The organism is Microcoleus sp. PH2017_28_MFU_U_A (genome assembly GCF_020738035.1).
Taxonomy (GTDB): Bacteria; Cyanobacteriota; Cyanobacteriia; order Cyanobacteriales; family Microcoleaceae; genus Microcoleus.
The window spans coordinates 84479-109212 of record NZ_JAEQCX010000037.1; the positions used below are offsets into that span (position 1 = coordinate 84479).

General features: G+C 48.0%; 20 protein-coding genes, 1 tRNA gene and 1 pseudogene. 9 read left to right on the top strand and 13 right to left on the bottom strand.

Features of this window, described 5'->3' with window-relative positions; all coding sequences use genetic code 11:
• Positions 1-400: 400 nt before the first annotated feature.
• The 7 genes from JGK14_RS07670 to JGK14_RS07700 form a co-directional block, all read right to left on the bottom strand.
• Complete coding sequence (locus JGK14_RS07670) at positions 401-3166, bottom strand: glycoside hydrolase family 10 protein (RefSeq protein ID WP_293324085.1); 2766 nt, start codon at positions 3164-3166, stop codon at positions 401-403.
• Positions 3167-3646: 480 nt separating this feature from the next.
• Complete coding sequence (locus tag JGK14_RS07675) at positions 3647-6388, bottom strand: DEAD/DEAH box helicase (RefSeq protein WP_293211275.1); 2742 nt, start codon at positions 6386-6388, stop codon at positions 3647-3649.
• 236 nt (positions 6389-6624) lie between these two features.
• A complete protein-coding gene (locus JGK14_RS07680) occupies positions 6625-7131 on the bottom strand; it encodes a GUN4 domain-containing protein (protein WP_293181188.1) in 507 nt (168 codons plus the stop codon).
• Between the two features lie 5 nt (positions 7132-7136).
• Positions 7137-7265, bottom strand: coding sequence for a hypothetical protein (locus tag JGK14_RS07685; RefSeq protein WP_293181185.1), 129 nt, complete (start codon positions 7263-7265; stop codon positions 7137-7139).
• Between the two features lie 19 nt (positions 7266-7284).
• Entirely contained in the window at positions 7285-8436 is a 1152-nt protein-coding gene (gene gcvT / locus JGK14_RS07690; RefSeq protein ID WP_325314922.1) for a glycine cleavage system aminomethyltransferase GcvT, read from the bottom strand.
• 240 nt (positions 8437-8676) lie between these two features.
• A tRNA-Ala gene (locus JGK14_RS07695) sits at positions 8677-8749 on the bottom strand.
• A 151-nt stretch (positions 8750-8900) separates the two neighbouring features.
• Positions 8901-9104: a hypothetical protein gene (locus JGK14_RS07700; protein WP_293146445.1), complete on the bottom strand. Its 204-nt coding sequence runs from the start codon at positions 9102-9104 to the stop codon at positions 8901-8903.
• Between the two features lie 236 nt (positions 9105-9340).
• Between JGK14_RS07700 and JGK14_RS07705 the strand changes: the two genes are divergently transcribed.
• From JGK14_RS07705 to JGK14_RS07715, 3 genes and pseudogenes are all read left to right on the top strand, one after another.
• A complete protein-coding gene (locus JGK14_RS07705) occupies positions 9341-9610 on the top strand; it encodes a hypothetical protein (RefSeq protein WP_293184503.1) in 270 nt (89 codons plus the stop codon).
• A gap of 204 nt (positions 9611-9814) precedes the next feature.
• On the top strand, positions 9815-10060 hold the full coding sequence (locus tag JGK14_RS07710) for a DUF433 domain-containing protein (protein ID WP_293193839.1): 246 nt from the start codon (positions 9815-9817) through the stop codon (positions 10058-10060).
• A pseudogene (locus JGK14_RS07715) lies at positions 10060-10417 on the top strand (DUF5615 family PIN-like protein). Before JGK14_RS07710 ends, JGK14_RS07715 begins: the two are co-directional and overlap by 1 nt.
• A 95-nt stretch (positions 10418-10512) precedes the next feature.
• Here the strand turns inward: JGK14_RS07715 and JGK14_RS07720 are convergent.
• Entirely contained in the window at positions 10513-10707 is a 195-nt protein-coding gene (locus tag JGK14_RS07720; protein ID WP_325314923.1) for a hypothetical protein, read from the bottom strand.
• Positions 10708-10812: 105 nt separating this feature from the next.
• On the opposite strand from JGK14_RS07720, the gene JGK14_RS07725 reads away from it, so the two are divergent.
• From JGK14_RS07725 to JGK14_RS07740, 4 genes are all read left to right on the top strand, one after another.
• Positions 10813-13251 (top strand): tetratricopeptide repeat protein, encoded by a 2439-nt coding sequence (locus JGK14_RS07725; protein WP_293324100.1) that lies wholly within the window; start codon positions 10813-10815, stop codon positions 13249-13251.
• Between the two features lie 61 nt (positions 13252-13312).
• Positions 13313-13648 (top strand): DUF6883 domain-containing protein, encoded by a 336-nt coding sequence (locus tag JGK14_RS07730; RefSeq protein ID WP_293277136.1) that lies wholly within the window; start codon positions 13313-13315, stop codon positions 13646-13648.
• Between the two features lie 10 nt (positions 13649-13658).
• Positions 13659-13898 carry a DUF4926 domain-containing protein gene (locus JGK14_RS07735; protein WP_293324103.1) on the top strand — a complete coding sequence of 80 codons (240 nt, stop codon included), beginning with the start codon at positions 13659-13661 and terminating at the stop codon, positions 13896-13898.
• Between the two features lie 5 nt (positions 13899-13903).
• On the top strand, positions 13904-14128 hold the full coding sequence (locus JGK14_RS07740; protein WP_293324106.1) for a type II toxin-antitoxin system HicB family antitoxin: 225 nt from the start codon (positions 13904-13906) through the stop codon (positions 14126-14128).
• Positions 14129-14342: 214 nt separating this feature from the next.
• Here JGK14_RS07740 and JGK14_RS07745 read toward each other — a convergent pair whose 3' ends face one another.
• The 4 genes from JGK14_RS07745 to JGK14_RS07760 all read right to left on the bottom strand — a co-directional run bounded on the left by JGK14_RS07745 (position 14343) and on the right by JGK14_RS07760 (position 20190).
• Positions 14343-14777: a hypothetical protein gene (locus JGK14_RS07745; RefSeq protein ID WP_293193851.1), complete on the bottom strand. Its 435-nt coding sequence runs from the start codon at positions 14775-14777 to the stop codon at positions 14343-14345.
• A gap of 3 nt (positions 14778-14780) precedes the next feature.
• Positions 14781-14978 carry a hypothetical protein gene (locus JGK14_RS07750; RefSeq protein ID WP_293184477.1) on the bottom strand — a complete coding sequence of 66 codons (198 nt, stop codon included), beginning with the start codon at positions 14976-14978 and terminating at the stop codon, positions 14781-14783.
• 48 nt (positions 14979-15026) lie between these two features.
• A complete protein-coding gene (locus JGK14_RS07755; RefSeq protein ID WP_293211281.1) occupies positions 15027-15212 on the bottom strand; it encodes a hypothetical protein in 186 nt (61 codons plus the stop codon).
• 241 nt (positions 15213-15453) lie between these two features.
• Positions 15454-20190, bottom strand: a complete 4737-nt coding sequence (locus tag JGK14_RS07760; protein ID WP_293324109.1) for a glutamate synthase-related protein — start codon at positions 20188-20190, stop codon at positions 15454-15456.
• Positions 20191-20821: 631 nt separating this feature from the next.
• Here JGK14_RS07760 and JGK14_RS07765 point away from each other — a divergent pair.
• Positions 20822-23137 (top strand): phosphodiester glycosidase family protein, encoded by a 2316-nt coding sequence (locus JGK14_RS07765; RefSeq protein ID WP_293198058.1) that lies wholly within the window; start codon positions 20822-20824, stop codon positions 23135-23137.
• Positions 23138-23313: 176 nt separating this feature from the next.
• Here the strand turns inward: JGK14_RS07765 and JGK14_RS07770 are convergent, their stop codons facing one another.
• Positions 23314-24141 carry an alpha/beta hydrolase gene (locus JGK14_RS07770; RefSeq protein ID WP_325314924.1) on the bottom strand — a complete coding sequence of 276 codons (828 nt, stop codon included), beginning with the start codon at positions 24139-24141 and terminating at the stop codon, positions 23314-23316.
• Between the two features lie 60 nt (positions 24142-24201).
• Between JGK14_RS07770 and gcvH the strand changes: the two genes are divergently transcribed.
• Positions 24202-24591, top strand: a complete 390-nt coding sequence (gene gcvH, locus JGK14_RS07775; RefSeq protein WP_293184463.1) for a glycine cleavage system protein GcvH — start codon at positions 24202-24204, stop codon at positions 24589-24591.
• The last annotated feature ends 143 nt before the right edge of the window (positions 24592-24734 follow it).

Here is a 24734-nt window from a genome sequence, read left to right on the forward strand (position 1 = left end):
GAGCGCGAAGCAATGCCGGCTGTTGGCGATCGCGATTGCTGGCCTTCCTGTCTTCGGACAGGCAATAGGGATTTCCACCGCCTCAGTAGGTGGTTACTAATAAACATTACAAGAGTTGGGCGAGTGAGAGGGCGACTCTACTCGCTTCTATCATAAAATTTTAACCGGCACCCGCCCTTACAAGATAATCTGGTTTTTTTTTCGATGACTTACTTACTGATTGCAGGCAATGCAGATTGCTATAAGTGCAGTGCAGAGATTGTCCTTACTGACAACTGTCTAAGGTATTAATTTTAATTACCATAGCGTATTTCAGCAGACAGTTTTTGGGCAACTACTGATTCAGGTGATTGAGTACGATCGCACTATCCGCAGCCACCGGCACCCGAAACACCTGTATTTACCTGCGATTCAACTCCACCCTTTCGCCGTAACGCAACAACATATCCAAGCTTTCCAAACGATTTTGCCAAGTTTGCACCTGATAGCTATTTTCCCCAGAATGCAAGCGCATCGTAGATTGAAATTGAGCTTCAAAACTCGCCAACAATCTTTTAGCAGTTGTTAAGCTTTCGGCAGAAGGACTTGCAGCCAATCTGCTCAAGGCGACCCCCAATTCCTCCGATCGACTTTTGAGAACTTTCAGTTCAGATTCCGACACCCGCAACTGATTGTTAGCCAACAAAAAACTCCATTCCTGCTTGAGAGCAGTATAGCGCGAAGCTGCTGCTGCAAAGGGCTGGCGGTAAGGAATTGGTTCGGAAGCAGAAGTCGTTAGCGAAGCCCTCGTAGAGGATCGCACCGCTCGCCCTTGAGTGCGGTTAAAAAAGCCCTGCATCCCGCTGCTGATACTTTCCACCGCAAAAATAGCATAGCCCCCAGTCGGCAAATCGCGCAAAGCTTGAATTTGGTCGATCGCCACAACTTCCGGGAGTGTCAACAACTTAACCGAGGGAGAAATCAAAGCCGAACCGAGCATTTGTTCCTTTGCTAGCGGTTCAGTTATGCGCTGAAGTCGGTTCGTATCCAAAGCATAAGTCATCGGCACAATCAAGTCTACAATCCCCTGACGGGCCCAAACTTCCCAATTTTGCTGAATTTTGTAAATCCGCTGACTTTCGGGGTGGGGAAACACCGCCACTGACAGAATAGTGCGCGGATAATTCTGCCGCAAAAGCTGAGATACTTCAGCTACAAAACTATTAATTTGATTGGTTTTAAACTCAACCCACTGCCGCCACAAATTGCCAGAACTCGGCGAAATATTCACCGGATCGGTACCAGTTAACTGTTTAAATTGCTGCCTTGCTGCTGCACCGTAGCCGTAGACAAAACCTGCATTGTCATCTTGAAAAGGATAGCGAATGTAGTCTAATTGCACACCATCTACTTTGTATTTGCTGGTAATTTCGCTGATAATTTTTAGTAAATAATTCCGCGCTTCCGGGTTTGCAGGATCGAGATAAAATTTACCATCGTTAGGGTTTTGCGTGCGTCCTTTATTGTCAATATTTGCCCAATTTGGATAGGCCGAAAGTACCGGGCCTGGATAAGAACCAGGTTTGCCAATTAAAGTATTGTGGCGTTTATTGCCCGTGGCAAAAGTCCAAATCCAAGCGTGCAGTTCCATGCCTCGCTCGTGGGCTAATTTAACCGCAGATTCCAGAGGATCCCAGCCAACTGTGAGGGGGTTTTGTTGCGGTGCAACTTGACTGGGATAAATCGGATATCCGGCATTTAAAGTTTCAAAGAAAACGGTATTGATCCCGGCGGCGGCAAGTCGATCGAACACAGCGGCTAAACCCTGTTCCGATCGCGCTGCGACGATCGTACCGCGATCGAGCCAAACGGCGCGAATTTCCGCCCCAATGCGCTGCCCTTCCTGGGGGTAATTTTGCCAGAGCAACTGGCGCGCTTGCACCCACTGCTGCCTGATCTCAGCGTATTTTTGCTCTTGCAGGAGTTGGTCAAAATTTTGCAAAACCTGACGGGCCTTGGCGATCGCCCCTGTGGTTGCTGCTGGTAAAACCAACGGGCGACTCGCCTGCGGCCCACCGACACTGTTGCTTGACGCCACCAATTGAGGGGGGATAGCAGCATTGAGATTGACGGCGGTATTGCCTGAATTAGCTGCTGTCAGGGCGCTTTCAAACCTGCCGAGGAGGTTGGTGAGTTCTTGGCGCATCAAGTAGGCTTCAATGCTGACGATCGGCTTATTGGAATTTATCTGCACGTCCAAACCCGCCGGCGCCGACTGATCCGAAGGGTCTGTAAAAGTTGCAGGTACGGGATCTGGAAGGGGGGGAGAAGGAGAAAGTCGGCTCAGCGGAGTATTGCGCGGCGAACTGGGGGTATTTCTCGTGACCCTGGAGGGGGGATTTGGCAGCGGTGGTGCGGCTGCTGTTGGCGGCTCGACAGGCCTACCCACAGTTCCTCCCCAGCGGGCGATCGAGGCCCGCAGCCAAGCCGTGTCTATATTTGGGGAACCGTCGCTACCCCAGCGCCAGCCGAGATAGGTAGCGCGATCGGTGGCGATCGCAGCGGAGGAACCGGAACTATCTTTCCAGGTAGCGATGGTTTGACTGTTCGCGTCGGCGGGAATCAAGACGCCGCCTTGAACAGAGGCATTTTTTTGTTCTGGGGGAACCCAGTTGCTTGAACTGGTACAAGCGAGATCGCGGCAGCGGGTGCGCGGTTGCACCGCCCCCCGCTGAGTCAACGGAAAAGCCCAATAGGCCCCGAGGAGCGATCGTAAAGATTGACGTACTAAGGCTGGGGAACTGCGGCCGACTGGGCCCGAAGCAATCAAGCGGCCGCCCTGTTTTGTCCAAGCTTCTAAAACTTTAATTTGTGCCGGAGTCAAAGTTTCAATATTGGGCAAAAACAGCACATTAACGCCTGCTAAATCCGCCAAATTTTTGATGTCTTCGAGATTGATTGGTTTGTAAGCAATGCCGCTTTCCCAGAGGCGCGTGGTAATCTTCACCCAGTCGGGGGAATTCTCGGAACTGCGAACAACTCCCAGAACTACTTCCGCAAAACTGGGAGAGGGAAATAGGATGGAGAGATTGAGTAATGTACTCGCTAGAGTGCCAATGAAGACTCTTTGCAAGAAAGTGAAAAAGCGAATTTTTGGATTTCTATCGGGCTTTTTGATTTGTTGCATTGACACGAGAATTACCCACCACACCACTTAGGAAAATTTCAATAACAATTTCGAGCAATTAACTCGCACAATACAATTTTTTATCAGGTCATGCAACCTAAATCAGGAAAATATGCGATCGCCCGCCTGCAATGGGATCGAATTCGAGCGAACCGATCTCGGGTGCGATCGAACGATCGCCATAAAAAAGGTTGGTAGTGAGGACTTTAGTCCGCATTTATGAAGGACTCGCATTCCGAACGATCGGGAGCATCTCATTTTTGTAAAAAGCATTTTTTCTTTGAGTGCGAGCGTCCCCGCTCGCGTATTGTACAATACGCGAGCGGGGACGCTCGCACTATAATAAATGCAAGACTGAGATGCTCCCGAACGATCGAACCTTAGGAATGAGAATTAAATAACTTACAATTTTTATTGTTCTTGTGGGACGGGCGGGACGCCCATCCCACAAATATGTGTAAATTATTTAATTCGCGATCCTTACTGAGTTGCCGCTTCATTTACCGGGAATCGATCGATCAACTGCATCGCCCGACAAGCATTCTTCCGCAAAGAATCCGACACGTGAGGAACATGAGGAATCTGAGACAAGAAATCCAAAGTCCGGCGCAAAATCCGCACCACATCCCCTTCATCCAAACTCGTGTGACTAATCAGTTCCAGCCATTCCACGCCCAGAGCCCACTGTTCCACCAAAGTCACGATATCCCGTTCCAGCCAAATCGGGATCGCAGCTTCGTGGCGGTACTGTACTTGAAACAATCGGCGGCGCAGCCCTTTTTGCAGATTGTCCAAAGGTGCCAAAACTTCCGGCGACAGCGAGTAATGAGTCCAACTGTCAGGCCGAGAAACTTCTGTAACCAAGGCCGCGCAAGCAGCAGCGAGGTGGTGGGGGTCGAGTTCGTCAAACTCCGCAGACATTAGGGACAAACCCAGCCACAGTTCATTGTCGCCGCGAATGGCGGCGCAGGCTTGGCCCAAGATTGTGGGTACTAACCTGTCGGAGGAGTCATCTCGGTTCCCATCTGGGGAAATTACTCTTTCCAAACAACCGAAATTTAGCAAGATGTCAATTAAATTGAGAAATTGCTCCCAGTAGCGAGCTCGCTGCTTTTCTAAGTCTTGTTCGGCTTTGCGGATTTCTTTTTTCAATTCTTCGCCGCGGCGCTGGCGCTTGAGCAAAGTACCGGGATTGCCCCATTCGAGAACTGGGTGAGTTTCTAGTTTATCTTCTAGGGCGGCGATTTTCTGCTGTTGCTCGATCGCCTCTGGGCTCGGTTCCGGTGCGGGCAATTCTGGGATCGATTGAGCAATTGCCACAGTTTCTTCACTTCCCAAGCGACACTGGCCGAGTCTCAGTGTCAATTCCGGAGGCGGGTTTAAGCCATCTGCGACACTCAAGCGGGGTAGTTGGGCGTGGAGGGTGGCGACATCGCTAATCGCGACGATATACCAGCGGTTGTCTTTGCCCAAACATACCAAATTAGGTGCTTGGCCGGAACCTGGGATTTTGGCAACCAGTACGGCGGGGACTGGGGTTGTGTGCGATCGTTTGGCTGTCGGGACGTGTTTGCCCTTCAGACTCAGAACCGTCCCTAGCACTGCAAAAGCTACAGCTACCGACATCTCCTTAATTCGCGTTTCTTCTGCTTGCTGCAATAGAGTTTTCAGCAAACGTTTGTCTTCTTTGAGCCTTCCCTGCAATTTTTCGTAATGGGCGAGTTGTTTTTCCAGGGTAGAGACATTACCTCCGGCAGCCAGGGACTCTTCGAGCACCGCTAATTCTGTTTGCAACCGATCTAATTCTGATTGCTGCGGCTGCAAGTACAAGGTAGAAAGGTATTGACCAAAACTGCGTTCTACCAACTCTTGAGCTTCCTCAAGCGTGTGAGTTTGCAGCAAATTCAGCACCATGCCGTAGCTGGGCGTAAACTGACTGGCAAGGGGGTCGGCTTTGGCTGTTGCCAAATAGGAGGCTTCCTTTGCGCCTTCAAAGCGGGTCTGAACTGCGACCACGTGCCCCAGCTCATCCATGCCCCGGCGACCTGCCCGACCGGCCATTTGTAGGAATTCTGAAGCGTTTAGCAGTCGGTGTCCCTTGTCGGTGCGTTTGGACAGGGTGGAAATGACGGTGGTGCGGGCGGGCATATTGATCCCGGCTGCGAGGGTTTCGGTGGCAAATACGACTTTAATCAAACCTCTGCCAAAAAGTTCTTCTACTAAACCTTTCCAGGCGGGCAAAATGCCTGCGTGGTGGGCGGCGATGCCTTTTAAAAGTGCTTCTTTTTGACCGAAACGTTCTGCTTCTGGGTTGCGCTGTAAAAAATCGTCAATAATGCGTTTGAGTTCGGCTGTTTCGGCTGCGTTAACTAGGGAGAAATTGCCTACTTCTGCTACTGCTTGGTCGCACCCGCGACGGCTGAAGATGAAGTAAATTGCTGGTAGCATATCGCGATCGTCCAACCGAGACAAAACATCGGTCAAACTGGGAGTCGGAATGCTACCTCTTTCTGCTTTTTGCTGCTTCTTTTTGGGGACTAATCGCGGATTAGCTCTTTTGCCGGTTTCGTCTAGCAGGGGAAATATCCCTTTTTGATTGGCGAAGTGGAATTGTAGCGGCACTGGCCGAAAGTCTGAGTAGACAAGCTCTGTGGGCCCGTGGACTTTGTTAATCCAGTCTGTAAGTTGGTCGCTATTAGCAACGGTTGCTGAGAGGGCGAGGAGTTGAATTTCGCTGGAACAATAGATGATTGATTCTTCCCAGACTGTACCCCGCTGGCGATCGTTCATGTAGTGACACTCGTCGAGCACCACGGTTTCGACTCCGGTGAGGGAAGCACCGACAGCGCCGATCGGCGTACCGTAGAGCATATTCCGAAATATTTCGGTAGTCATCACCAAAATCGGCGCATCTCGATTGAAGGAGATGTCGCCCGTCAGCAAACCTACCATCTCGTCTCCAAATTGATGACGGAAGTCCCGCAGCTTTTGGTTGGAGAGAGCTTTGAGGGGAGTGGTGTAGAAGACGCGCCGCCCTCTGGATAGTGCTTGATGGATGGCGTATTCGCCGATTAAAGTTTTCCCTGAGCCCGTGGGAGCACACACGACAACGGATTTACCTGCATCGAGGGCGGCGATCGCGTCTCTCTGAAAGTTATCTAGCTCAAATGGAAATATGGTCTTCAGATCCAGCTCTTGGCGGTTCTGGGAAGCGTTAGGCACAAGGATTATTATGAGGTTGCAGGGTAAGTATGCTTAAATCTTGCCGAAAGCAAGGCAGCAGAGGACGACTGTATTGATTTTAGACCAACGCCCGCAAATCGGCACTCGAACAAAGAGGAGAGGGAGAGAATTCGGAGAGGGGGAGAGGGGGAGAGGGGAGAGTGGAAAAATATTTCTTGCGATGAATTTACCAATTCCCAATTCCCAATTACCCTGAAATGCCTAAATGCTAAACTCTACAAGTCTCGACGCGAGAGAATAGACACCCACTCCCTTCCCCTCTCTCCATCAAACCACCAACAAATCCCCCAAATATTCCAACAATCTAAAACTGGAAGCTGAGCTTCAGGTGCTTTCTCTGAAAAAGTGATGTCTTCGTAGTAGACCCATTGATTCTTTTGTCTCCAACCCACACGATCGCCAAACCTGCCCCAAACTTCGCTATTATATCCACTGGTTCCCCCCAGACTTTGATAAATAAGCTTCTGCACGCTAAAGCCGAAGTGACCTTTAGAATATTTTACCCAAAGTTGGTCAATGGTACGCAAGTCCTCGCAGGGGAATTTTTCAATACTTTCTGTATCCAGCCATTCTTGTTTCGTACCCGCCACCTTCAACATCACTCTCAGGGTTTCTCGATCGGCTTCTTCCCACTTGTTAGCTGCCACTAAATCTCGCAATTTGCTATAATCGATACCCACGGCAGAAACTAACTCAACCTCATTTTTTTCGGCTTGTGACATAGAATTCAACCTTTTTTGTAATCCTCGATCGCACTTGAGTGTGTCAAACAAATCAAATCAACCACCGAAGCATCCAATTTCGCCCTCGAAGCACTTAAAACCATCGGGTTGAGTCTATTTTTTGACTTTGACATTCACCCGATCGAACCTTATTTAATTTGGGCGATTTGGCGATCGATAAAATGGCTTTTTCACCACTGTAGCCGGGTAATTTTTCCCGCGAATCTCAACTTCTAACTGCTGGCCAATTTTACCTAATTTTGCCGGAACAACCGCGAGGGCTACCGCCCGATTCAAAGTAGGCGATAATGTACCGCTAGTAACTTCTCCTACTTTTTCCCCTGCAACTATTACCGGATAGCCATGGCGCGCAATATGCCGCCCCTGCATTTCCAACCCTACCAACCGTTTCGATACTCCCGTAGCTTTCTGCTGTTCCAAAACCTCGCGCCCAATAAAATCGCCTTTGCTATCGAGGTGAATTACCCAACCCAATCCAGCCTCTAAAGGTGTAGTATTGTCATCGATATCTTGACCGTAAAGTGCCATTGCTGCTTCTAAACGCAAAGTATCTCTCGCACCCAAACCGCAGGGAACAACGCCAGCATCTAGGAATTTTTGCCAGACTTGTTTTCCGGTTTCTGTATCCACCATGATTTCAAATCCATCTTCGCCAGTATAACCTGTTCTGGCGATAAAACTCGGCTGTCCCAACAACTTAGTTTCTAAGTGTCCGAAAGCTTTAATTGGTGCGAGGTTATCTTCGACAAAAGGCTGGAGACAGTTAACAGCTTCCGGGCCTTGAATTGCAATTAAAACTTGGTCTTCCGAGATGTCGGTAAAAATAAGTTCGCTTAAGTCTAAGTGGGTGAGAATCCAGGCTTTGTCTGTGATGCGAGTGGCGGCATTGACAATGATTGCTGCACGTTCTTCGCCCGTGGTTCCATCGGGTTCTTGGCAGTAGAAAATAATGTCGTCTAGGATGCAGCCTTTGTCATTTAATAAGACTGTATATTGAGCTTGTCCTGGTTGCAACCGACTTAAGTCTGACGGTACTAAGGGTTGAAATTTTTCTATTACCTGTTTCCCTCTCAAACAGAATTTTCCCATGTGGGAAATGTCGAACATTCCTGCTTGCTGGCGTACTGCTTGGTGTTCGCTGGTGATACCTGCGTACTGCACGGCCATCTCCCACCCGGAAAAGGGCACCATTCGACCTTTGAGCTGCAATGATAGTTCGTACAGAGGCGATCGCGCAAGCTGACTCGTTATCTCTGGATTGTTGGGTTCAGTTGAGTTTGCCACAGGTAGCGCTTTGTTGGTTGCGGGTAGACTGTTTTGATTTTAGGGGAAAGTTGGTTTTTGTGGTGTGTGGTGCGATCGAATTTAAGAATACGCTCGCGGTTGAAACCGCGTGTATACAGACAAAACCCACTCCAAGTGCGTTGAAGAATACGCTGTGAAGATTATGTTATTCTCTTCAGTCCGCGGAGGCGGACTTCGTTTGTGTAGACGCGGTTTCAACCGCCCTCTAATCTTGACTTATGGAGAATAGCGGGCTCGAACCGCTGACCCCTACAATGCCATTGTAGTGCTCTACCAACTGAGCTAATTCCCCTTTCTTTTCGCGCTCTCAATCATGCCTTAACTGACCGATATTTGTCAAGCCTTTTTGAAAAAATAGTTTGGAGCCTTGGATGGGCAAGGCTTTTGGCTTTTTTTTCAAAAAAAATCCTCGCTTTTTGACAATTGTCGATCGCTACTACGATTTAGTAGGTGTGCTGGGATATTTCGGTTAAATGGCTCAAACAAGACCCCATGAGGAAGTAGACGACTACCAGGGCTGCGGCTGAAACCGCAACTAGGGTGCCGGCTAGGATTAGTGAAAATTCTCGTTGCGCGATCGCCTCTTGCATTAGATGCAATGACCAGGCAACGAGGGCAACGTCAATTATTAAAATAGAAACCAGCATAAGTTACGATTTGTAACAGCTTACATATTGTAACAAAAGTTTTCGCGGAGTGCAGATAAGCTCATATGTATTTAAGTATTGATGTTAAACGGATGGGGAGCAGCACAAAGCCATCAAGAAAAAGTATAGGTTTTCTTGATAATTACGATATGCAAAGTAAATGAGAGCTAGCTCTGCTTTACAGTAGTTGGCTTGAGTTCGCTTCTCAAGCGGGATTGCATTTTTAAGGGTACAGATTGCTGGAGTTTCACAGCGCTGACGGTTCCGCTTCTAGCACCCACTACCGTACAGGAGACTGGGAAGTGGTGAGGGTGGAAGAGTACCCGACAGCAATACCTAATAACGAATTTGAGATGATTGTAGTTGGATACTGCAAATATGTCCCCGTCGAAACTCCGCTGATACCGATGCCAAACGCTCAGGTGTCGATCGACTCTTTTGGAGATGAATCGGCTTATCAAGAATTTTTAGCTCAAACAGCAGAAGTCTCACGTCATAATCTCTGATACCGTTGCTTCAGAACAACTCATGGAACTCGTTTATGAGACACTTCCTGCCTGCGCCTAGCCTACAAATAATACTTTAGAGAGTATTGAGCTGGAAGTGCCGATCGCACAATTCGATCGCGGCGTGAATTTGAGACGATAAATGAAGTAAGCTAGAGAGAAACGTTTCAAAATAGATGCAGACTCCGTAGAGGCAAGCTGGCTATGAACTGGAAAACATACATTCACTCAAATCCTAAAATTCTGCTTGGAAAGCCTGTAATTAAGGGGACACGAATATCCGTGGAGTTCGTTTTAGGGCTATTTTCAGAAGGTTGGACTGAGCAACAAGTTCTAGAAAACTACCCAACGCTTAATCATGAATCTATCCAAGCTGTATTTGCCTTCGCTGCGGAATGCCTCAAAGAAGACGTATTTTACACGCCTCTACTCTTTGCTGAGGCAAGTTAATGCGGTTTCTGGCAAATGAAAACTTTCCTCTTCAGAGTGTACGACTGCTACGACAAGCGGATCTGGAAGTCGCTTCTGTTACCGAGGATTCTCGCCCGAATTGAGGATGCGGATGTTTTGGCTCGTGCGACGGATGAGCAACGGGTGATTTTGACGTTCGATCGCGATTACGGTGAACTCATTTATCGCTTGCGGATGCGATCGCCAAGAGGTGTCATTTATTTACGGTTTCGTCCTCACACACCGGAAGAACCAGCATCAATATTGTTAAATTTATTACAGATCGAAGGATTGCAATTTGAGGAATGGTTTACGGTGGTGGAGCGCGATCAAATTCGTCAACGCCCGCTACCGTAGTTATTGAAACTGCGATTGTTACTTGTCTTTCTAATTTTTTTTAATTAAACTATGAGCGATCGCACTTTTCTAGAAATACGATCGCTCAATTCAGTCTAACGGCGAGGTTTGGTCATTAAAATGACGCGCACTAATCCGGTGATGCTGCCGATCAGTGTCGAACTCAGAATCGCGATCGACAGAATAATTGCCGTCGGTGATTCGCCATGCTCGATAATGGGCAGAGTGTCGATGGTCACAATGGAAGGAACGCTTTGGTTGGCACTATTGGATGAATGTTGATAAGACATTGCCTTGACTCCTGTATGTTTTGAGCTGTTATTCATACAGTTTCTGGGTTTGATATCTCATAATATGGGTAGTGAGAAAATTCTCAGTTTGGGGGGAAAGTTGTGATGAGACGAGAAAAATTCCTGGAAGTGTTTGATAATCTGCCAACAAAACGTAAACAAGTCCTCTTAGGAATTCTGAGAGGTGACACCCGCGAAAAAATCATGGCGGATGTGGGAGTGAGTGAAGATGCTCTGACTCAGCACCGACGACAACTTTACAAGGATTTTAAGATTGAGGTATTTCAAAATGAAGCAGACGATCCAAGGAGTGGTGAGCGAAAGTTACCACAGCTTATCGCTCTCTGCGCCCAGTATCAGCCTGACCTAATTTCTGCAAATACCGATCGCATTTCCCCTCCTAGTTCTGAATCTCTCCTCTTTCCTAATTTTTCGACCTACAATCCGCAAACTTGGGTGGGGCGTGAATCGATCGTTGAAGAACTTCTGCCCAAATTGCAAGGACAGACTCGGTTGTTGTGGATTAAGGGTATTTCTGGGATTGGCAAAACGACGCTGGGAGAATGTCTAGCTAGTAAAACCTGGGAGAAAGAGCGATCGTTTGAATGGATTTATCTGGAAATTTTGGAGGGACAAAGCCCAGATTTTGCCTCTGTTGTTGCTGAATTATTAGCTAAATTGGGCGATCGCGAACTCGATCCCCAGGAACGAAATAATCCCGATCGGCTAGCCAAACGACTCTTGCAAAAGCTGCAATCTCATTCGTACTGGATTCAAATAGATTCGTTGGAACGCTTGCTCAATCCCGAACAACCGAATGAATTTGTTGATACTTATTGGGCAACTTTTCTTCAGCGTTTCCTTACCGAGTCAGGTCTTGTCAGCCACTTGGTATTGACGGCGCAAGCGCTTCCTACAGCACTGGTTGAATTTAGCGATCGCTACCCGAATACTTGGGCAGAATACCGACTGAATGGGCTGTTGCAGCTAGAACAACTGGAATTCTTTGCCAAACGCGGCGTCATTGTCGAACCTTCTAACCAAGATATCCTCACCCGCATCGCCAAGATATATGAAGGTCATCCGCTGGTTTTGAAGGTGATTGCTGAAGATATTTTGCAGGAATTTGCAGGCAATGTTTCCGGCTATTGGCAAATTTATCAACCAGAATTTGAGCAAGTTGCGAGGGAACTACAAGCGACTCGCTTGGATGAAACGGAATACAACGAAGCCCTCGATCGCAAAGTCCGAGAACGCATCAAGAAATCCTTAGAACAACTCCCTGCGGATGCTCTGGATTTACTCTGTCGCAGTGCGGTGTTTCGTCGCCCGGTTCCGAAAAAGTTTTGGTTGGCGATGATTGGCGATCGATCGTCTCAACAGCAAAAAGTGGCTTATCGAGTTTTGGGCGATCGGGCTTTGATTGAAAAAGAAGGCACTGATATTCGCCAACACAATTTGATTTGCTCCGTCGCCTACGAGCTGCTGAAAGCCGATACAGTGGTCTGGACATCTGCCGAACGTCAAGCAGCCGATCTATGGCTGACTGCCTACAAACCTTCACCTAATGCACCCAAATTGGAAACCGTGCGTGGTTATCTGGAAGCGTTTGACCATTACTGCGAAATCAGAAATTGGGAAGAGGCTAGAAAAATTCTCTTAACACCTTTAGAATTTTTTTCAAAAGTTCATATTCCTAGACAACTAGAGTTTTGGAGCTACTACAAAGATGGAGAAAAATCATGCCTGAAACTACTCAACAAAGTAACTCCTGACACAGATATAACTTGTTACCTAATGCTAGGAAATTACAATTTTCATATGTCTAAATACTCTCAGGCAATATATTTTTATCAACAAAGTCTAACAATAGCTCGTAAAGTTAACGATTTTTTGGGAGAAGGTAACGCCTTGGGTGGATTAGGACTCACTTGCCGTAGGTTGGGCGATTATCAACAAGCGATTGAGTATGCTCAACAATGGTTGACGATTTCCCGTAAGATTGGCGATTACCGAGGAGAAAGTAATGCCTTGGGCGGGCTAGGACTTGCTTATCATTGTCTAGGTAAGTATCAGCAAGCGATTGACCACACTGAGCAATCTTTGATGATCAAGCATAGCATCGGTGATCGTCGAGGAGAAGGTAATGCCCTGGGAAACTTAGGGCTTGTCTATCATGCTCTAGCCAAATATCAGCAGGCAGTTAACTACACTCAGCAATGGCTAACTATTGCTCATGATATTAGTGATCGTCGCGGAGAAGGTGGTGCCCTATGCAATTTGGGAAACTCTCAAATTAAACTAGAGCAGTATTCAGATGCGCTGAAAAATTTGCACGTGGCATTGGTAATTTTTTGTGAGATTTGTGATTTAGCAGGTAAAGCTGAAGTCCTGAAAAATTTGGCAGAACTGCATCAAGGCTTGGGCGAGGTTGAGATGGCGCGGCAGTATTGTCAGCAAGCGTTAGCGCTGGCGACAGAGTTGGGTATTTCGTTGGCGGTGGAATGTGAGGCGTTACAATTAAAAATTGAGAATGAAAAATGAAAAATGGAGGAGACGCCAGCTTGATTCATGTCCAGCCAAGTGACTTATACCATTTCAACAGATGAAACTACCCAACGGAGAGAAAGCACTGCTTGGCGACAAGCTTGAGCGATACTCACTAAATATGCAGCATCCCAAAGGAAAAGATAAAGCCATCCTGTTTAGAAATCGATTGGGAATTACACTAGAAAATAAAGCTATTTTAGAAGTAGCTCTACTAGAATCTGCGGTCAATAAAGAGGCAGAAATTTATAAAACAGACAACTATGGAACCCAGTATGATGTCAAATTTTTTATGACTACAGAAACTGGAAGCTCTTGGGTGCTGTCATGTTGGATGATTCGCACCGATGAAGACTTTCCCAGGCTCACTAATACCTATCCTGTCAATAAGTGAGGATACTATAATGACGTTACACGAGTATGATGTTGTTGCCTTGATCGCAGAAATTCAGGCAATTCATAAAGAAACCTCTCAGCCAATTTTGCTCCGACCTGGACAAGTTGGCACGATTCTGATGAGCTTTGACGATCGCGCTTATTTAGTGGATTTTGCGGATGCTCAAGGTAATACCTATGCAATGGAAACTGTTCCCTCAGAAAAACTAATTCAACTCGTTTATGAGCCACTTCCTGCCTACGCATAACTTAAATGAACAGTCATTATACAATTATTATTCAGTGGTCAGATGAGGATAGCTGCTATGTCGTTAGTTTTCCCGAATGGGGAGACTATTGTCATACCCACGGGGATACTTACGAAGACGCATTAAAAAATGCCCGCGAGGTTTTGGAACTTCTCACTGAATCGACCGTAGCTGATGGTAAACCCTTGCCACAGCCGCAATTATTCGGTCAATTTTTACAACACGCATAAGCATCTCTAAACATCATTAATAAAGATTGTCGCCTGTGGATTACAGACTTCTGCGATCGTGTAACTTTGCATGACAGATGTTATTTCATAGGTTATATCTATTCTAGGCAAAATTGGCACGAATTGGGAGATCGATCGCCACTTTTGTTTTAGCCAACCGCAAATAATCAAAAAAGGTATGAAAATTTCCATACCTTCCTAGTCGAGATTATTTCTAAACAAGTGCTGTTGCTTGCTTTGTTTGTTCGAGATACTGCCGATATTTTTCCTCGGAACCGAAGGAGTCAACTGAAACCGTAGATTTTGGCATCGGTATCAAGGGTGTTTGAACAGGGGAGTATTTGCAGTAGCAAACCACGATCGCCTCAAAGGCATTGTTCGGGATGGCTGTCTGGTATTCTTCTACTCTAATTACTTCCCAGTCGCCTACGCGGTAATGAGTATCAGCACCAGCTATTTGGGTGTCTTTAGATTCTGTCAGAGTTTGGAACTCTAGCGGCCGATAACCAGGTTCGGGAATCGGTGAATTTGATGAATCAAAATACTCTGCCAAAATGTCGGTTAGCCCTCCGGTGTGAGCTAAAAGTCTGTTCTCGGCACCTTCTTCTTCTGTCCAGTCAGCGCGAAAAATAATGTATTTTCTGCCCATTTGTTAATCCTCCTCGTCTTCATCCATGTAGTTAGGAAAACTGGTTTCACCTTCAAATATGCAGGAGTATTTGAGGGTTGAGTCTTTTGTCGGTTTGATTCGTAGCAGTCGCCAGCCGTATTTTTCCTGCATTGCGTAACACCGCCATCGTTCGGTGACGGAGTGGCTTGAGGTGACTTCCTCTGGTTGAGAATTGGTCACAACGATCGTATCTCCATAATGTTCATTTGAATGGTGTCAATGGCAAGGTCATTTAGATTTAGGTTGTTGAGTTCGATAGTCTGGGTGTTGCTGCTTGCGCTCTAAGAGCGTTTTCCGAACGAATGCCAGCACTAAGCTGGGCACACTTCTGAACTCGGAATCAGCCCATTCTTGCAAAACCTCATATTCTTCGGGGTTGACTCGGATGGTGATTACAGGCTTTTTGGAAGGCATTGCTTGTTTGCTCGCATACATTAATACCCATTATCTCTACTCTTTACCTTCAAACACTTGTCCTCGGGTAATACACCTGTCTTCATATAGCTTTAAAAGTTGCTTATATTAACAGGTGTTACACCTGACATTTAGTATAACACCGCAGCGTTGCGATCGACTCTACAACTCAAAAACCCAGAATAATTATCAAAAAAGGGGCAACTCGCGTCACCCCTCATCTATTTAACCAGCCGCAAAATTAAACTTCCACAGCAATCTTTTGCTCCGAAGCCTCCGGCGAATTCGCCTCACTTGGCGGCACAACTTGCCAGAACTTCGGCAAATATTCCGACCAATTTGCGAGAATCTTCGCGGCTTTTTTGCTGTTAGTTCGATCGCGCTGCATCTCAATCAACTCCTTCAATTGCGCCTCACCAGCGGCCGTAGAAACGCGCTGCATCTTCACAATCTCTCCGTTGACGTGCGCCGGGAAATTGCCATCTTCATCGAGGAAATAACCCAAGCCGCCAGTCATTCCAGCGCCGACGTTCCGGCCGACTTTTCCTAGGACGACGATGACGCCGCCAGTCATGTACTCGCAACAGTGATCGCCTGCACCTTCAATGACTGCTTTCGCCATTGAGTTACGCACCGCAAACCGTTCGCCCGCTTTACCCGCAGCTAACAGGGTTCCGCCCGTCGCGCCGTACAAGCAAGTGTTACCGACGATCGCATTTTCGGCTGCATCATACGTCGCACCAATCGGCGGTTTGATCGCAATTTCGCCACCGTGCATCCCCTTACCAACGTAGTCGTTAGCTTGGCCAGACAGTACCAGCGTCATCCCCGGCAAATTGAACGCGCCGAAGCTTTGGCCCGCGTTACCTGTGCAGTTGAGGGTGATTTCACCAGTAAAGCCGGTGTTGCCGTGTTGTAGCGCGATCGCACCTGATAAACGCGCTCCCACAGTGCGATCGGTATTTACCAATGTTAGATTCTTGCTGACAGTGCCGTGATTGGCGATCGCACTTTGAATCTCAACATCCGCCAACAATTCGTCGTCTAACACAGGCCCGTTGCTGTGAATGTCGCCGTGGACTAAGAAAGATCGATCGCCCTTAGTATCCGGTAACTTCGTCAAACAATCCAAATTAATCGCTTGAGTTTTAGTTAGTTTCACCCCATCGCGCATTTTCAGCAAATCCGCGCGGCCGATGATATCTGCGATCGACTTGTAACCCAATTTCGCCAACAAACTCCGCACTTCTTCTGCTACGAAATAGAAGAAATTAACCACGTGTTCCGGTGTTCCCGGGAACCGTTTCCGCAAGTGTTCCTGTTGAGTTGTCACGCCCACAGGACAACTATTCATGTGGCAAACGCGAGCCATAATGCAGCCTTCGGCAATCATTGCCACGGTGCCGAAACCGTACTCTTCGCCGCCCATTAAAGCGCCGATAATTACGTCCCAACCAGTTTTGAAGCCGCCGTCAACGCGCAGTAAAACTCGATCGCGCAACTTGTTCTCAATCAGCACTCGGTGAACTTCGGTCAATCCGAGTTCCCACGGAGAACCTGCGTGTTTAATCGAACTAAGTGGAGACGCACCGGTGCCGCCGTCGTGGCCGGAAATTTGAATCACATCAGCATTTGCCTTCGCAACGCCCGCTGCTACAGTGCCGATACCGACTTCCGATACCAACTTCACCGAAACACCCGCTTTCGGATTGATTTGATGCAAGTCAAAAATCAACTGCGCCAAATCCTCGATCGAATAAATGTCGTGGTGAGGAGGAGGCGAAATCAAAGTGACACCCGGTTTCGATCGGCGCAAATAGGCAATGTACTCGCTCACTTTCGGCCCCGGTAATTGACCGCCTTCACCCGGTTTCGCACCTTGTGCGACTTTAATTTCGATTTGTTGGGCGCTCATCAGATACTCAGGAGTTACCCCGAAACGCCCGGAAGCTACCTGTTTGATTGACGAACAGGCTGTATCGCCGTTCTGCAAACCTTTTAAGTGAGGTAGGGTTTGTGAGAAGCCGGCCGCGCTCACATCGTTCAGCACATTGTATCGAATCGGGTCTTCGCCGCCTTCGCCGGAGTTGGATTTGCCGCCGATGCGGTTCATTGCAATGGCGAGTGTTTCGTGGGCTTCCGGCGACAAAGCGCCGAGGGACATTCCGCCGGTGGCGAAGCGTTTGACAACATCTGCTACAGATTCGACTTCTTCGATGGGGATGGAAGGGCGATCGCTCGCAAAGTCGAGCAAATCTCGTAAAGCCGTAACCGGGCGGTTTTCTAGCTGTTTTTTGTAAACCTCGTAATGATCGTAAGCCGTTTTTGCTTCAGTGCGAGCGTCCCCGCTCGCGGCGGGAGAGACTTCGGCCCCGTTACCGTTACCGTTAGTATCAGCCTTAAATGTAGCCACAGCCTTGTGCAAAGCCTTGGCCATTTCCGGGCTGTTCATGTGATATTCGCCACCTCGGCGGTACTGCACGAAGCCGAAGTTTTCCAGCTTTTTCAGCAGTAATTCTGGGAAAGCCTGAGAGTGGAAAGACATTACCTCGTTAGCAAGTTCAGCGATACTCAAACCGCCGATTCGAGACACAGTGCCTTTGAATCCCAAATCGAGCAAATCGGCGCCAATCCCGATCGCCTCAAAGATTTGCGCGCCTTGATAGCTAGACAGCAGCGAAATCCCCATTTTCGACATGATTTTCAGCAAGCCGTTTTCTACCGCTGTGCGATATTTAGCTTGAGCTTCAGTCACCGTAATCTTGGGAACTTTGCCGTGTTCCATCAAGTTTTGAGTTTTGGTGTCAAACCACCAGCCGCGCACGCTTTCCAGTGCCAAGTAAGGGCAAACTGCGATCGCGCCGTAACCAATCAAACACGCGAAGTGGTGAGTGCTCCAGCACTGCGCCGTATCCACAACCAGCGAAGTTTGCATCCGCATCCCGACGCTAATTAAGTGGTGGTGAACTGCACCAACTGCTAGCAAGGGGGGAATGTAAGTGCATTCATCACTCAATCCCACAGCAGCAGATTCGCCTTTTTCCTGCGATGGTCGATCGCTCAAGATCAGAATTCTTGCGCCCGATCGAATTGCCTCCACAGCATCTTGACAAAGTTGCTCGACTGCGCTTTGCAAGCCAGCAGGCCCGGAAGTAATTTTGTAAAGAGTTGACAGTTGCTTTGCAGGGAAAGACTTTTGGTCTTTCAAGAAAGACAGTTCACCGTCGTTGAGTACGGGGGAATCAATTTTTAGCAGCTTGGCATTTTCCGGTGTTGCTTGCAGTAAATTGCCGCGCAAACCCATATTCATTGTCAGCGACATCACCATCCCCTCGCGCAGGGGGTCGATCGGCGGATTTGTCACTTGAGCAAACCGCTGTTTGAAATAGTTATAAAGTAACTGAGGCTTTTCTGACAACACAGCTAAGGGAATGTCATCGCCCATGCAGAAAGTCGGTTCTTTTCCAGAACTTGCCATCTCCACAATTACCATATCCAAATCTTCGGCGGTGTAGCCAAAAGCAGTTTGGGTGGCTAACAGGGCTTGCGAGTCGAGGGTTGCGGTTTCGGCAAAAGGCTGAGGTTGCAAGGTTTCGCGGTGTTGTTTGAGCCATTCGCCGTAGGGGTGGCGCTTCGCAATCCGCTGTTTTAGCTGCCAATTTTTGAGAATTTCCTTGGTTTGCAAGTCCACTGCAATCATTTGTCCGGGCCCCAAGCGGCCTTTTTCGACGATATCTGCTTCGGGAATATCGACAACTCCGGCTTCGGAGGCGACAATTACCAAACCGTCTTTAGTAATGCAGTAGCGGGCTGGACGCAAACCGTTGCGATCGAGCGTAGCACCTACTTGCTTGCCATCGCTAAATACCAACAGCGCCGGGCCATCCCAAGGTTCTTGAATACCGCTGTAATATTCGTAAAAATCGACAATTTCGGGATAGGGAACCAAATCCGGCTGATTTTTGTAGGCTTCGGGCACCATAATTGTCAGCGATTCCAGGGGCGATCGGCCGGAGTGCACCAACATTTCCATCACGTTGTCCAAGTTTGCCGAATCGCTGCTTTCGGAGTTGACAATGGGATTGAAGGTGTCGATGTCGGCTTGACTCCAATTCGGGTGAGATAAATTCGCTTGTCGCGCTTTCATCCAGGTAATATTGCCCAACAGCGTATTAATTTCGCCGTTGTGTCCCAGCAAGCGCATGGGTTGGGCTAGGTGCCAGCGGGGCATGGTGTTGGTGCTGAAGCGGCGGTGATAGACGGCAAAGGCGCTTTTATAAGCGGGATTTTTCAGATCGAGGTAAAATTCTCCGAGTATTGCCGATCGCACCATGCCTTTATAGACGATCGTGCGGGAAGAAAAAGAGCAACTATAAAAGTCTTGGCGGGTGAAGCCTGGGCGATCCGATAGCGAGTGTCCGATCGTGCGGCGGGCGAGAAATAACTGTCTGTCGAGCTCATCTCCGGCTAAGTTTGGTGAACTTACAATGATTTGTTCGATTTGAGGTTGATTTTCCCGTGCTTGCGGGCCCAAAACCGACGGTACAACGGGAACTTTCCGCCATCCCACCACAGTGAAACCGCGTGCTTTCACAACTTCCTCAACCACCTGCCGCGCGGTATTGGCTTGACTTTCATCTTGAGACAGAAACATCATTCCTACCCCGCAGTTTTCCTGTGGTGGAGGCACAATTCCCTGTTCGGCAAACCAAGTATGCAACAATTCCCAAGGAATTGCAGTCATCAAACCTGCGCCGTCGCCAGAATCGGAGTCTGCACTGCAACCGCCGCGATGTTCCAGACAAGTTAAGGCTGGGAGGGCTTTTTGAATAAGTGAGTGCGTAGCTTCGCCGCTTTGATTGGCAATAAACCCCACACCGCAGGCATCTCTTTCTTCCACTAACCAGTTTTGGCCGGCAAATGGAGTTCCTCGCTCAGTTTGATGCACGTTGCTGTTTAGATCGATCGTGTTACCCATGTTGATTGAATGTTATTTCTGTGATTGTGTGGTTGATTTGTTTTTATAGCTCGGAGAGAGAATGCTGCCGAGCGGTGGGAGTCTAGTAAATCTTAAAACAGCACATAGCAAGCTGATTCGATAAAAATTTACGTAGATGCTTCCTGTACGTAACGCGGAAACCCTGTTTGGAGATTTTAAATTATCTCGATCGAATCGCTTCGGAGATCTCTGGCAGAATACGCTGCTGTTAACAAGCAGCGATCCTTTGAGGAATTGCTACCCAGCAACTAGATATATTGGGGGCGATCGAGTTTTTTGCGTGTTTTTTCCTGAGTCCGCTCGATCGCCTTGCAGCGAACATCAGTAAATAGTAACTTTAGCTTTATTTTGTTCACTGCGGTGTTTAGTTGCTTTCGTCAGCGCCCCAGACATAAAAGACACCTGCTCGCGGGCGTGAGTAGGTGCAAGTAGTGTTGTAGCAGCGAGGCTCACAACTAATTAAACCCTGCCTTAATATTATGCAACTAACTACAGCCAACTACACAGCCAAAGAAATTAAGATTATCCAATAAAATTAGAATTTTTTACCGTTGTGCTATAAGACAGGCGTTTTTGAAGGTTAATGGTTTTAGGTTTCCAGAATAAAAAAATGCACATTAGACAAAAACGGCTAGTAGCAGCTAACAGAAGGCGATCGAGTGTTTGGCCCTGGATATTGTCAGTGTCGATTTCGCCCGTACTGGCGACGATCCTTCTGTACTCAGTCTGGAATCAACCTGCAACAGCCCAAGAGAGTCGGAGTGGCACAGGCATCTTGCCTGTGGCCTCTGGGGGCATCTTGCCTGTGACTGAGGGCGGGCTAGAAGCCCACCCCACAAAGAAAGGCTTGATAAATGGTGACACAGGCATCTTGCCTGTGGCCTCTGGGGGCATCTTGCCTGTGGCCTCTGGGGGCGGGCAAGATGCCCACCCCACAAAGAAAGGCTTGATAAATAGTGGCACAGGCATCTTGCCTGTGGCCTCTGGGGGCGGGCAAGATGCCCACCCCACAAATAGCTTGATGGATAGTGGCACAGGCATCTTGCCTGTGGCCAAAAATAGTGCAAAGTCTGAGTTAAAACTAATGACTCAATCTATACCACCAGTTGCCACAATCAAACAAGGCCGCCAAGTCTCTCTCAACGGCCGGATTCTGCCCTTAGCTTGGACTCAGCAGCCAACAAATAACACTTCTACTAATTTCAGAACTTGGATTGCGGATGTTGGCTTAATGCAATCTGCCGGAGTCGATTTGCTGTCCACCGCCGACAGTACCAAACAACCTGTACAGTGGTTTTCCGTATCTTTAAGTAATGCTCAAAGTTTGACAGTGCGATCGACTGGTGCGTATCGTTACTTAGATATTACCGATTTTGCTAAACTTGCCGGCTGGCAAATATCGATCGACAATAATCTCCTAAAAATCACCACTCAACCTGCGAATGTCACCGGAATTCGGCAAGCAGCCAGAGAAACGGGCGATCGCATTGTTCTAGATCTCGATCGCGCCGCCCCGTGGCAAGTTAACTTTGTGGATACACCCAGCCCATCACCAACAGACGACCCCACAAAACCCGCTATCCCTTTGCAGGTCAGCCCCGTAACACCAAACCTCGAAACACCAGACGACCCGACAAAACCAGCATTCTCGCAGCCGCTAGCACCCATACAGGCGATCGCCAGTCAAGAATGGTCGATCGCGATCGATGCCAAAGTCGATCGCACTTTGGGCGATCGCATTTTTGCAACCAGTCAGCAATTGCGATCGCTAAAAATCGAACCTGCGGGGAATCAAACCAGAATCAAAGTACAAATTCCCTTAGGCTGGCGGCCGCAAGTTTTCAGTTTAGGAAATCCCCATCGATTAGTAATCGACATTCGCCCCGACTCGTTAGTAGAAAAAGACATTGCTTGGGCGGCGGGAGTTCGATGGAGACAACAGTATCAAAATTTAGGAACAGCGCGTTTCCCGGTATATTCCTTAGAAGTGAATCCGCGTCAATCCGGCATCAAAATTCGACCGTTGTTGAGCAATCCGCCGACAGAGAAAGGTAGTGCACCTTTATTACAAACAGCGGAACTTTCGGGAACGGCTGCTGCAATTAATGCCGGATTTTTCAATCGCATCAATCGACTAGCTTTAGGTGCGATTCGGCGGGATACGAAATGGCTTTCCGGGCCGATATTGAATCGCGGGGCGATCGCTTGGAACGATCGAGGCGAATTTGCGATCGATCGTTTGACTTTGCAAGAAACTTTAATAACTTCTGCGAATCAACGTTTATCTATTTCTCAGTTAAATAGTGCCTACGTGGAATCTGGAATCGGTCGTTACAATCCCGATTGGGGAGGGACTTATACTCCGTTTTCCGACGATGAAATAGTTGTCACAGTTGCGGGCGATAGAGTTGTCAGTCAATCCCCCGGAGGTGCCACGGGAAAAACCAATTTTCCAATTCCAGGGAACGGTTATATTTTAGCTTTGCGTTCCGATTTGTCCCCTGCATCTCAATTGGCGGTTGGTACTTTATTGCGTTTAGAAACTAATACAATTCCGGCAGATTTCAACCGCTTTCCCTACATTCTCGGTGGCGGGCCGGTGTTGGTACAAAACAGTCGAGTGGCTGTGGATGCGAAGGCGGAAGGGTTTAGCGATGCCTATGTTCGACAGACGGCGATTCGGAGTGCGATCGGGCGCACTGCTGCGGGGAATTTGCTAATTGTAGCGGTGCACAATCGCGCGGGCGGGGCCGGCCCAAATTTCGCGGAACTGGCGCAGATATTGCAGCAAATGGGTGCTGTGGAGGCTTTAAACTTGGATGGGGGAAGTTCGACAAGTTTGTATTTGGGAGGCAGTTTGCTCGATCGCCCGCCGTCTACTGCTGCGAGAGTCCATAATGCGATCGGCATTTTCATTCAACCTTAAATAAATCGAAAAAAAAGGTTCGATCGTTCGGACTTCATATCAAATCCGGTAGCATGGGAATTGTTAATCTCTCTATTCTCTCTGTGTCCTCTGCGTTCTCTGCGGTTAAATCATTCCGATGCAACCGGAAACGATATCAGTCCTTCTTTCTGAGGACTCAAGTCCTGACTGCAAACTTAATTGGCGATCGCACCAACAAACCTTCGCAAAGTCGTAGCATAGCGATCGCCAGCGACCTCCATTAAATCGTTGTGTCCGGCGCGATCGACCCAAAAATTAAGTTTCGGCTGCTTAGCAGCCGCAAAAAGCTGCTCTCCGTGCCAAAACGGCACTACTTGATCGGCCTTACCGTGCATGACTAAAACGGGCGATCGTACTTTACCAATTTTATCAACATTCACAAACTTATCAAACGGGAAAAGCGGAATCCGCGTCAACACCCGAAAAACCGAAACAAACGAACTTTCAACCACCAAACCGCCCACAGATTGCCGCGAAGCCAAATCAATAGCCGGCCCGCCACCAACAGAACGTCCGTACACAATAATCTGCTTAGGCGGAACTCGCAACTGTTCGGTTAAATAACCGTAAGCCGCCGAACTATCGCGATAAACATTATACTCAGAAGGCTTTCCCTGACTCGTACCGTAACCTTGATAATCGTAAGCAAATACAGCAAACCCGCTATCTCGAATCTCTCGCAAAACCGACCAAATATATCCCAAATCCTCTGCATTGCCGTGACTGTAAAGTATGGTATATTGGGCTTGGGGGTTCGGAAAATGAACAGCAGAAATTTTCAGACCATTAGCTGAGCTAAGTTTAATGATTTCGCTGGTATCCTGGTAGCCAGCAGCGGGAGGTTGAAAAATCAACCTGTCTGAAAAAAAGACTGCGTAAAGACACAGAAAAGCGTAGATAAAAATTATAGAGCTAAAGACTCGTTGGACAGAGAATTCCCCGAAAAGTAAAAGGTTCATATTTTTTTTATTCCAATTTGCCATAACTCAATGCCCATAATTTAATAAGATTTAATTGAGACTTTGTTCATTGCGAGAAAAAACATGGCACTACAATACCCCGATGACCTAAAATACCTAGACACTCACGAATACATCCGACTCGAAGGGGAAATAGCCACGATCGGCATCAGTTCCTTTGCAGTTGACCAACTCGGTGATATTGTGTTTCTAGATTTGCCTGAAGTCGGTGCAGGGTTGGAAAAGGGCGAACCATTCGGTACAGTCGAGTCAGTGAAAGCAGTTGAAGACTTGAAAGCGCCTGTGACTGGTACAGTCGTAGAACGCAATGATGACATTATAGAGTCTCCCGAAAACTTGGCAGAAGATCCCTACGGCGCTGGCTGGTTTCTGAAAGTGCGCGTTGACAACGCTAGCGATGCGGATGATGCTTTGTCGGTTCAAGACTATCGCAAAATGGTAGAAGGGGAGTAGGGCATGGGGCAAACAGGGCATGGGGCATGGGCCAAACAGGGCATGGGGTTTGAAACTGTAACTTAATTTATGGACAAAGCTACCCATCCTTGACTATTTGGGTAGCTTTGTCCGCAACTCGGGCGATCGCACGAGACTATTTG